Raw genomic sequence first — 8,836 nt, 5'->3', positions numbered from 1 at the left:
CGAGTGACAGAAGGGAAATGTGGCGCAGCCCAAGCGAGGCCTCGTGCCGAAGCGCAGCGTTTCCATGCTGTTATACGCTGGTGCAAACTTTGCTATGATTCGGCAATGTAGCCTATACTATTCAAGTAAAGTAAAGTTTCCTTCGAATTTATTAATAGAGTAGGTGCCAGCTCTCTAAATTGAATATATTTAACATCAGGATTGCCATATTGATCGTAATGTATATTTTCAAGTTCACCGATGCTAACATCTGGTGTGGAGATTGTTACGAATCCTAAAGTTTTGCTTTTTATTCTTGAACGAAAACTTTTTAACATTCGGTCAATCCCTAATTCGTATCGGTGGTAGACTGTATTTCTATAAACTTGGAAAAAATCTAGTAAACGACTAGTGAGATTATTAAATAGAATTTCGAATATTCTATTCACATTTTCCTTTTTTATATGTTTCACATTATTTTTTTTATCTAATATGTCCCGTATTTTTCTATAATCAATTAAATGTTCTTTATCGTATTCAAATATTGTTTTCTCTGAAATTTCATTTAAATGGTAAGATATGTGATCAGCAAATTCTAGATATGCAGGAATTATTCGTCTCGCATAATAATTTCTAAAATGATATTTAAATTTCAAAGACATTCTTTTATCGATTGGCTCAAGTTTAACAGCTAGCTTGTCATAGGCTTCTGAATATATAATTGTATTTATTAAACTTTGATAGTTTTCGATTAATGAACGTGTGCCTGTTTCTATAATTAAGTCTGTGTAATTGCTACCGTGAACTGATGTTTTATTTAGATTTAAATCAAAGCATAGATGTTTATCGCAAATTTCCCAATAGAAATCCATTGCATCGGGTATCCATTTTTTTATTTCTTTTCTGTTTAGTTCAATTTCTTCATTTTTCATATAAAAAGGTTTTGCACTTGCGTATAACGAACTAGGGGAGACGACGTTTCCCGACCCTGAGTCCCGACGGGACGTTAGGGACTGGCACAGAGTTTGCGGATGCAAACGAGTGACAGAAGGGAAATGTGGCGCAGCCCAAGCGAGGCCTCGTGCCGAAGCGCAGCGTTTCCACGCTGTTATACGCTGGGTCGCATTTAGACCTTAAAGAGGTTTTGTAAATACTTTCCCTTTAAGTTTTTATATATAGAAAAATCTGAATCAATGCTTATAATCCGTTCGATTCCTTGTTTTTCTGAAATGCACATTAAAGAAGCATCTGCTAAATCCATTGGTAGATCCGAATATTTTCTCATTCGATTTTTGATATATTTAAGATCTTCTATACCTAAATCGATTATGTGTATACTCCCTCTTTCAATCCATTCTAGAAAATCAGATTGAGCTTCAACGGAGAAAGATAGTAGGTAGACAACTTCAGTAACTACAGGCCATGAGGAGATTAATTCACCTGAATATGATTTTAGAAATTTTAAAGTTGGTTTGTGAAATTTATCTTTTGAATTGAATAGGGCAATGATCGGACCAGAATCAATGAGAGCGACGTTTTTCATTTTTCTTTCCAATTGCTTTGTGTAGGTATTCTTTTCTATTTTGAGCTAAATCGATAATATCGGAATTATGTTTACCAAATAAATCTAAGCCAAGTTCAAAGGGAGATTTATTAGTGCCTCGATTTTTAATGTATTCTAGAATAGAATCTTTTACAATTTCTGTACGACTTTTTCCTTCAGATTTGGCAAATGAATCTAATTTTCTTTCTAGTTCTGGTGGTAGACGTAAACTGATCATATTTTATGATGTATCACGTATTTGTATTACGGTCAAGTTGTATTTTTTATTATTTCTGATTATCGAATGAAATTTTGCGACCTTGCGTATAACGAACTAGACTAACCGACGTAGGCTGGCCCTGAGTCCCGAACGGGACGTTAGGGACTGGAACGACACTTGCGACTGCAAGGGGAGTGCCAGAAGCCTATGTGGCGCAGCCCAAGCGAGGGCTCGTCCCGAAGCGAAGCGGTTAGTTGCTGTTATGCGAAGGTCGTATTTATTTTGAAGGGTTTAATTTAAAGCATTTTTTAATTAGTAAAACTAATTTACCAATAATTATTAATGTTAAAAGAAATGAAAGAAATTGGACAAATAGAAATCCAGCTTGTATTGAGTCATATTTGCAGCAATACTTTGAATAGATTGAATCTATTGATTGTTTTATTATACTAAATGTATCAGGTATAAAAATTAGAAAAGAGCCAAGTGCAGCTAAGGCAAGAGGAATTGCTTTATAATTTAAGATATTTAAAGCTTCCTTGTATGAATTTTCATTATCAATTGAATGTGGTTTTACTTCAATTTTAAGCACTTCATCTATAGGGCTCTGCCATAAGCTAAAAAGTATGCTTAAGGATGTAAGAATTAAACTTAATGCAGATAATTGATCATTCATTTGCTATTCCAAAATGTGTATTCAGTGCATTTAAAGAGGAACGTTCAAATTCGTATGTTGAGACACTTTCTCTTTTCTTTTTTACGCTAGGAAGACTACCGTCAATAGAACTTAAAATTCGGTTCAATTCCTCAATTTTATAATCTGAATTGATTACGGCTGTAATTTTTTCATTACTTTGATCGATGTGGCTTTCCATCAATTCTTTCAAGGTATTATCAAAAGATTCCCTTAATTCATATTGATATTTCGCTAATACCGATCGAATAAGTGATCTTGATTCAGTAATTTTTGTTTGGAAAATATCACTGACTTGTTGTTCTTCGGGTATTCTATTATTGAAGAAAGTTTGTATCAAGAGAAATAATCGATATTCTCTGATATCTGATCCTCTAGTGAATATTTTTTGCCCTAAGAACATTCTGACATATTCTTCAATACCTGCTTGGCCAATTTTTGCAAGTTCCTGCTCTAAATTATTAGAAATTCCTAATACTTTTTTTAATAATTCTATTTCTTGGGAATTTAAAGTTAAAGTTATACTTAAGTTCATATATTTTCCTTTTGTTTTAAATTTTACGACTTTCGCATAACGAACTAGTGGAGACGACGTTCCTCGTAGCTGAGCCTCGCAGAGGCGTTAGCGTCGGCGCGTCTTCTTGCAGAGCAAGAAGCGTGACGGAGAGGAATGTGGCGTAGCCCAAGCGAGGCCTTGTGCCGAAGCGCAGCGTTTCCACGCTGTTATGCGCTGTGGGTTAGTTTACTTTAAAGTTATTTTTTAAAGCTACTTCTTTTAGTTTTTCATCCAAGGTACAAAATATTAAATCTTCAGAAATTAATTTTTTAACATATATAGCAGTAGATAAATGGATAGCATCTAACGATTTCAATTCAGAAATGTTCTTTTGTTTTTTGAATTCATTTTTGATTTCGGAATCTAAATTTTTAAGATTAATGCTTGAGATTATTTTTTCAATGAAATTGTGAGTATCTTGATACCAAATATTATCAAGATTTTTCTTATTTCGGCTGAAAGTATAATTTAAACTTCGATAAGCTTCTATTTCTATTAATATAGAACTAAAGAGATTATTAGATTTATTTAATTTTTCTAAATTTTTTTCGAAACCAAATTCTGAATAAACAATATTTAATAGGAAACTTGTATCAATATATAAAGCCAAACTATTCTCGATCCTCTAGGTATGCTTGCTTCCATGATTTTGATAGTTCTTCTCTATCTTTTTCTTTTATACGCAAAGATTTAGGGAAAGTTATTATTGTCCTTTCTTTGGCAGGGATAATTGAATTATTTGCAACGGATTCATCTATAAAAGCCTGAGTTAAATCTGGTGACTTGCTTAATTTTTTCAATTCAGCAATTGGAGTATTTCTATCCATAACGATGATTGTTTCACCATTTCGTACAAAATCCAAATAATTACTGAGATTGTTTTTTAGGTCTTTAATACCCACAGATTTCATCTTTTCATTGTAGCTATTATGGCCACCTAGTCAAGTGAAAATTCTTTTCTTTTTTTTCTATCAAGAAATTAAATTTTAACCCATTGCGCATAACGAACTAGCCTTAACGACGTAGGCTGGCCCTGAGTCCCGGTAACGGGACGTTAGGGACTGGAACGACACTTGCGGATGCAAGGGGAGTGCCAGAAGCCTATGTGTCGCAGACCGAGCGAGGGCGAAGACCCGAAGCGAAGCGTTAAGGTGCTGTTATGCGAAGTTTTCGGGCTTACAGAATTGATTACGCCACGGACGGCGTTTTCTTTCTTCCTGTCTTTGATGTTTTCATTTTATACTCTTTTACAAGAATATCAGTAGGAATTCCTAGATTTTGATTAATCTTTCTAATCATTTCTAAAGTAAGCTTTCTTTTCCGATTTAGAATTTCAGTGGCACGACTTCGCCCACCAATTAAATTTCCTAAATCAACACTTTTCATATTCATGTCATCCATAACAGATTTTAAAGCATCGATTGGATCAGGATCATCGATAGGGTAGTGTTTAGTTTCGTAAGCATCAACTAAGGTAATTAAAATATCTAGTTTATCGTATTCAGGTGTATTTTTTTTAGCGTCCCAAAGTTTTTCAATTTCAGAAAGAGCATCTAAGTGATCTTTTTGATTTTTAATAGGTTTAATATTCATTTAAATCACCTCAGCATTGATTTTGTCATATTGTTCGTGAGTTCCGATAAACCTAATAAATACAGTTTGTAGATTATAATGAATCTTCACAATTAGTCTGTATTTGTTACCATGTATATTGAAGACGATTCTATTATCTTTAAGGAAACTTGCATTTCTGTATTTTTCTTTAATATCAGAAGGAGATTTCCATATAGCTTTCGAAGTTTCTTTAAACCAAACCTCTATCGGAATTTTAGAGTCAGAGTATTTAGGAGTAGAGTAGAAATCTCTCAATATTTTTCTTGAAATAACCCTCACTAATCAAGGAAAGCATGTTCCCGAATTGGTAACAACTACTTTTTCTTTTTTTTAGCGAGCACGGACGCTCGCATTTTATTAAAAAATAAGTGCCCGGAAATTTTCGCATAACGAACTAGGGGAGACGACGTTCCTCGTAGCTGAGCCTACGGAGTAGGCGTTAGCGTCGGCGCGAATCTTGCGAATGCAAGAGACGTGACGGAGAGGAATGTGTCGCAGACCGAGCGAGGCCGGAAGTGCCGAAGCGAAGCGTTTCCCCGCTGTTATCTGCAGTTGGGTTAGTTGACTAAGCGGATAGTTTGAGAGTTTTTATAGAGTCTAATTTACTTTTTAATTTTTCTTTTTTCTCTCTAATATCAAGATCAGTTTGTAAATTTATCCAAAATTTTTCAGACATACCAAAAAACTTAGATAATCTTAAAGACATATCTACTGTTATTTTTCTTTTCCCATGTAATAAGTCTAAAATGGTTGAAGTAGATACATGAAGTTCCTTAGATAATTTATAAGGAGTTATTTGCATAGGTTCAAGAAATTCTTCTTTCAAAATTTCAGCGACAGTTGGAGTCGGGATCCTGTTATTTTTCATAGTTTAGTATAATCCTTTAATGATAATCAATAATAGACACCTGATTACAGTTTCCTTGTTCAAATTTAAAAATGATACGCCACTGATCATTGATTCTTATAGAATAGAAACCATTCAAATCGCCTTTTAAGCTTTCTAATCTGTGAGAAGGAGGAGATTTCAAATCATCTTCTTTCTCCGCGTTATCTAATAAAATTAGCTTTGTTAGAGCTTTCTTTTGAATTTCCGGTGGAATCCTTTTAGAAAAGAATTGGTTAAATATCTTTTCTGTTTCTTTATCTCCGAAAGAAAGAATCACACCTACTATATCTCTACTGCAGATATAGTAGTCAATCTTTTTATTTCAAAAGTTTAGTTTAGATTTTACCCAATTGCAGATAACGAACTAGGGGAGACGACGTTCCTCGTAGCTGAGCCTACGTAGTAGGCGTTAGCGTCGGCGCGCCTTCTTGCGGAGCGAGAAGCGTGACGGAGAGGAATGTGGCGCAGCCCAAGCGAGGCCTTGTGCCGAAGCGAAGCGTTTCCCCGCTGTTATGCGAAGTGTGATATGTTAGTTAGAATATTTCGTCGTCTATTGTCCAGGAGGCAATTCTTTCAATTAAATTAGCCTTACTTATACTTGGATCAATTTCTTCATTGTTGTAGATTGAAATCCAAGTTTCCATTTGTATTAAACAATCGGCTATGATTAATATATTCTCCTTTGTTTGGTTAATTAATTCTTTTCGATATTTTGAGTTATTTATATTCTCTGGGTATCCTAAGCATAATTCATGAGCGAAAAAATTTCTAGATTCTTTCGCTTTATTAAATTTCTCCAATGTTCCTGTTGTAGTAAATATTTCGAGATTAATTTCTGATAATATTTTTATACACTGGTTTAACGTTAATTTTTCGGATATTTCAATTATTTGATCATATAATTCAGTATCAATTAGTTTTAAATTAATGTTTTTAAATGTTTTTATAAAGTAGCTTGGAGATTTGATAACCAGAGCTGTTAAGAAACTCTTGCAAATTTTATCAAAGTAAGTGGCGATACACAGTGCTCGTCCAATTATGCTAAAGTTTATGATGCTAAATTCAGTTATTTCTGGAGTATAATTGGTGATCATATATTTTCAGTAATTTTAGCATGTTTATTATTAAGGGATATTTATTATGCTTTTAGATTTTAATGAATTATTTCTGTTTTTTTTTAAGTTTCTTAATTAAATTTTATCACATTTCGCATAATGAACTAGTGGAGACGACGTTTCCCGACCCTGAGTCCCGAATGGGACGTTAGGGACTGGCACGGAGTTTGCGGATGCAAACGAGTGACAGAAGGGAAATGTGGCGCAGCCCAAGCGAGGGCTCGTCCCGAAGCGCAGCGTTTCCACGCTGTTATACGAAGGTTTTGCATTTACAGACAATTGAAAGTAATATCATAAAAATTTGATTTAGTGAGAAGAAGTTTTCCTTGGCCGGGCTTGTAACTATTAATAAAATAAGCATTTTTTAGGTTGCAAGAATTGTATATGAAATTGCTCCAAGTTTCTAAATTTTCGAAACTTGGAGGACACGGATAGAAAAATATAAGGTTTAGGCATTGATTAAGAGCCTTGGTCCAAAGGAAAAAGCCTTCATTTTTTTCATTTAGATCACTATTGCAGACATTGATTCCTCTGAAATTTCCAATGTAGTTTTGATTGAGGCTATAATACAATTTTCCTTCATTAAAACAAGATTGATACTTGTTATTAAATGCATTTATAATTTGAGGAAAAGCATCATTGACTCTGGTTACGTCTGCAGTGTCAATTCCTGTATTGAAATCGCAACTTAAGAAAAATAACAACATGATTGTAAAGGAAATAGTTTTTATATGCATCCGTGAGATCCTTTTATTTGGTTTTACTGAGTAATTTATGTTCATCGAGATCTACAATTAAAATTAAGCGAATCTGGAATGTAGCAGGGCTATCGTAATTTTCAAAATCGAGTTTTGACAGGAAGTTTAGAATGCAATCTAAATAGTGACTTTTCCATTTGCTAGAAGCATAATTTTAAGATAAGAAAAAAATGAATAATATGAAATTTATAAAATTTTATCTGAATGAGTTGCGCAAAAATATGCTAAATAAATTCCAATTATAGTTAGGATTGTGTTTTCATTTGCGATTACTACGTTAAGGTTATTTATGCAAAATTTATTTTTCTTAGTTTTCGTTTTATAATTAGATTTCAAAACTTTCGTATAACGAACTAGACTTAACGACGTTCCTCGACCCTGAGTCCCGAACGGGACGTTAGGGACTGGCACGTAGCTTGCGTATGCATGCGAGTGACAGAAGAGGAATGTGGCGTAGCCCGAGCGAGGGCTCGTCCCGAAGCGTAGCGTTAAGTCGCTGTTATGCGAAGTCGTAGGTTTTTAAGTTATTTTTCGACTAATTTTCCCGTTACAAATTTATGAAGTAAGCTAGAAATAAATGTTTGATATGGCAGCCCTTCTTCAAAAGCTTTCTTTTGTATCGATTGCAAATCTAATTGATTAAGCCGAATATTTATTCTTTTGTTCTTTGCGAGTGTCGCAGAAGCTGCTTTTTGGTATTTACTGATTAATTTATTATTTAATCCAATAGATTTCCATTCACCTGCTTCATAAGAATTGAGAATATCGTTTTCTTCTTCGGAAAGTGAAGGATGTACCTTAGAATGTTTATCTATTTTAGTTTTCATTTTCACTTCCTTCCTTTGAAATATAATTACGTGTAGCTTTTCTACTAGGTATAATAGTTTTTAAGAAAATTTCATCCTTGTTCTCTATAAAGGGAACTAAGTAAGCATAACTTTCAAACTCAACAATGAAGATTGATTGGTTGGGATATTTCGCTTCGTTTGGATGTTTAATGATATCCAAGAGAAAGCCGTTTTCTATTTGAAAAAGAATGAAATCAAAAGAAATTCCACGTTCTTTTCTTAAAATTTCATCTTTTTCTAGATCCCAGCGATAATTCTTCACTCAGTAATATGTGATGACAATGTGTGCCTATTGTCAATGAATTTCTTTCGTTTTTTGGTTTGTTATTTTAAATGTGTTACCCATGTCCTGTGGCATACATTCCTACGATTTCGCATAACGAACTAGGGGAGACGACGTTCCTCGTAGCTGAGCCTCGTAGAGGCGTTAGCGTCGGCGCGCTTTTTGCGAAAGCAACAAAGCGTGACGGAGAGGAATGTGTCGCAGACCGAGCGAGGCCGGCAGTGCCGAAGCGAAGCGTTTCCCCGCTGTTATGCGCTGGTAATGCATGTTTAGATCTAATTTTGAATTTGACAATTTCAATTACATGTTATTGCTACCAGTACAAATATTTTTCCTT

At 34.2% G+C, this 8,836-nt stretch carries 14 protein-coding genes; all 14 read right to left on the bottom strand.

Annotation, left to right across the window (positions count from 1 at the left end):
• Positions 1–92: 92 nt before the first annotated feature.
• Positions 93–911, bottom strand: coding sequence for a hypothetical protein (locus tag JWG41_RS04565; RefSeq protein ID WP_205268767.1), 819 nt, complete (start codon positions 909–911; stop codon positions 93–95).
• A gap of 194 nt (positions 912–1,105) precedes the next feature.
• Entirely contained in the window at positions 1,106–1,522 is a 417-nt protein-coding gene (locus JWG41_RS04560) for a type II toxin-antitoxin system VapC family toxin (RefSeq protein ID WP_205268766.1), read from the bottom strand.
• A complete protein-coding gene (locus JWG41_RS04555; RefSeq protein ID WP_205268765.1) occupies positions 1,500–1,760 on the bottom strand; it encodes a ribbon-helix-helix protein, CopG family in 261 nt (86 codons plus the stop codon). Before JWG41_RS04555 ends, JWG41_RS04560 begins: the two co-directional genes overlap by 23 nt.
• A gap of 259 nt (positions 1,761–2,019) precedes the next feature.
• Positions 2,020–2,418 (bottom strand): hypothetical protein, encoded by a 399-nt coding sequence (locus tag JWG41_RS04550; protein ID WP_205268764.1) that lies wholly within the window; start codon positions 2,416–2,418, stop codon positions 2,020–2,022.
• Positions 2,411–2,971 carry a hypothetical protein gene (locus JWG41_RS04545; protein WP_205268763.1) on the bottom strand — a complete coding sequence of 187 codons (561 nt, stop codon included), beginning with the start codon at positions 2,969–2,971 and terminating at the stop codon, positions 2,411–2,413. Before JWG41_RS04545 ends, JWG41_RS04550 begins: the two co-directional genes overlap by 8 nt.
• A 202-nt stretch (positions 2,972–3,173) precedes the next feature.
• Positions 3,174–3,602, bottom strand: coding sequence for a PIN domain-containing protein (locus JWG41_RS04540; RefSeq protein ID WP_205268762.1), 429 nt, complete (start codon positions 3,600–3,602; stop codon positions 3,174–3,176).
• A gap of 1 nt (position 3,603) precedes the next feature.
• Positions 3,604–3,903: a type II toxin-antitoxin system Phd/YefM family antitoxin gene (locus JWG41_RS04535; protein WP_205268761.1), complete on the bottom strand. Its 300-nt coding sequence runs from the start codon at positions 3,901–3,903 to the stop codon at positions 3,604–3,606.
• Between the two features lie 277 nt (positions 3,904–4,180).
• A complete protein-coding gene (locus tag JWG41_RS04530; protein ID WP_205268760.1) occupies positions 4,181–4,585 on the bottom strand; it encodes a helix-turn-helix domain-containing protein in 405 nt (134 codons plus the stop codon).
• Positions 4,586–4,885 carry a type II toxin-antitoxin system HigB family toxin gene (locus tag JWG41_RS04525; RefSeq protein ID WP_205268759.1) on the bottom strand — a complete coding sequence of 100 codons (300 nt, stop codon included), beginning with the start codon at positions 4,883–4,885 and terminating at the stop codon, positions 4,586–4,588. It lies immediately after the preceding gene.
• Positions 4,886–5,171: 286 nt separating this feature from the next.
• Positions 5,172–5,474, bottom strand: coding sequence for a HigA family addiction module antitoxin (locus JWG41_RS04520; RefSeq protein WP_205268758.1), 303 nt, complete (start codon positions 5,472–5,474; stop codon positions 5,172–5,174).
• Positions 5,475–5,490: 16 nt separating this feature from the next.
• Complete coding sequence (locus tag JWG41_RS04515; protein WP_205268757.1) at positions 5,491–5,772, bottom strand: type II toxin-antitoxin system RelE/ParE family toxin; 282 nt, start codon at positions 5,770–5,772, stop codon at positions 5,491–5,493.
• A gap of 256 nt (positions 5,773–6,028) precedes the next feature.
• Entirely contained in the window at positions 6,029–6,589 is a 561-nt protein-coding gene (locus JWG41_RS04510) for a hypothetical protein (protein WP_205268756.1), read from the bottom strand.
• A gap of 1,303 nt (positions 6,590–7,892) precedes the next feature.
• Positions 7,893–8,195 carry an antitoxin gene (locus JWG41_RS04505; RefSeq protein ID WP_205268755.1) on the bottom strand — a complete coding sequence of 101 codons (303 nt, stop codon included), beginning with the start codon at positions 8,193–8,195 and terminating at the stop codon, positions 7,893–7,895.
• Positions 8,185–8,478: a BrnT family toxin gene (locus JWG41_RS04500; RefSeq protein ID WP_020778298.1), complete on the bottom strand. Its 294-nt coding sequence runs from the start codon at positions 8,476–8,478 to the stop codon at positions 8,185–8,187. Before JWG41_RS04500 ends, JWG41_RS04505 begins: the two co-directional genes overlap by 11 nt.
• Positions 8,479–8,836: the final 358 nt, after the last annotated feature.

This window comes from Leptospira chreensis (assembly GCF_016919165.1).
Taxonomy (GTDB): domain Bacteria; phylum Spirochaetota; class Leptospiria; order Leptospirales; family Leptospiraceae; genus Leptospira_A; species Leptospira_A chreensis.
This window is presented reverse-complemented; position numbering and strand designations above follow the sequence as displayed.

Coding starts and splice junctions, on each gene's coding strand:
- JWG41_RS04555 (WP_205268765.1), bottom strand. CDS start 1,760: ATGATCAGTTTACGTCTACCACCAGAACTAGAAAGAAAATTAGATTCA.
- JWG41_RS04510 (WP_205268756.1), bottom strand. CDS start 6,589: ATGATCACCAATTATACTCCAGAAATAACTGAATTTAGCATCATAAAC.
- JWG41_RS04545 (WP_205268763.1), bottom strand. CDS start 2,971: ATGAACTTAAGTATAACTTTAACTTTAAATTCCCAAGAAATAGAATTA.
- JWG41_RS04560 (WP_205268766.1), bottom strand. CDS start 1,522: ATGAAAAACGTCGCTCTCATTGATTCTGGTCCGATCATTGCCCTATTC.
- JWG41_RS04530 (WP_205268760.1), bottom strand. CDS start 4,585: ATGAATATTAAACCTATTAAAAATCAAAAAGATCACTTAGATGCTCTT.
- JWG41_RS04550 (WP_205268764.1), bottom strand. CDS start 2,418: ATGAATGATCAATTATCTGCATTAAGTTTAATTCTTACATCCTTAAGC.
- JWG41_RS04535 (WP_205268761.1), bottom strand. CDS start 3,903: ATGAAATCTGTGGGTATTAAAGACCTAAAAAACAATCTCAGTAATTAT.
- JWG41_RS04520 (WP_205268758.1), bottom strand. CDS start 5,474: ATGAAAAATAACAGGATCCCGACTCCAACTGTCGCTGAAATTTTGAAA.
- JWG41_RS04505 (WP_205268755.1), bottom strand. CDS start 8,195: ATGAAAACTAAAATAGATAAACATTCTAAGGTACATCCTTCACTTTCC.
- JWG41_RS04565 (WP_205268767.1), bottom strand. CDS start 911: ATGAAAAATGAAGAAATTGAACTAAACAGAAAAGAAATAAAAAAATGG.